Origin of the sequence: Paraburkholderia sp. RL18-085-BIA-A, assembly GCF_046027075.1 — a bacterium.
Classification (GTDB): Bacteria; Pseudomonadota; Gammaproteobacteria; order Burkholderiales; family Burkholderiaceae; genus Paraburkholderia.
Map to the genome: position 1 here is coordinate 1 of NZ_JARESU010000575.1, position 551 is coordinate 551.

Below are 551 nucleotides of genomic sequence, written 5' to 3' on the forward strand. Positions count from 1 at the left end.
GCGGTTTATGGCAACGGATCCGGTCGACCTGGCCGAAGTGCGCGAGATACTGAAAGACATTGTTCAGGAGACCAACCGCGCGAGCGAAGTAATCCAGCGGATTCGCGCGTTCCTCAAGAAAGGCGACCGGGAAATCGCGCCGCTCGATCCAGTCGCTGTGATCCGCGACGCGGTGCAGCTGTTGCAAAATGATGCGATCGCGCGCGGTATGCGCATCTCAGTCCACTACAATGCCAATCCGGCCACGGTGTACGGCGACAAGGTGCAGTTGCAGCAGGTCATGCTCAATCTCTTGCTCAATGCGTTCGACGCGATGGACGGTCGTGCGGCTAGCGATCGCATGGTGGCCGTGTCCATCACGCTACAGAGCCCCCGGGCATTGCGCGTCGCGGTTCGCGACCACGGGGCCGGTCTGCCCAGCGACCGGCTCGCGCTAATCTTCAACCCGTTTGTTACCTCGAAGCCCGAAGGCCTTGGCCTCGGATTGTCGATCAGCCGTACGATTATCGAGATGCATGGCGGGCGGCTATGGGCGGAAAACAATACGGATC

At 60.6% G+C, this 551-nt stretch carries 1 protein-coding gene; it reads left to right on the forward strand.

What is annotated here, in order from left to right; all coding sequences use genetic code 11:
- Positions 1-551, forward strand: a 551-nt coding sequence (locus P0D89_RS53915; RefSeq protein ID WP_408379810.1) for a sensor histidine kinase, incomplete at both ends; no start/stop codon positions are given.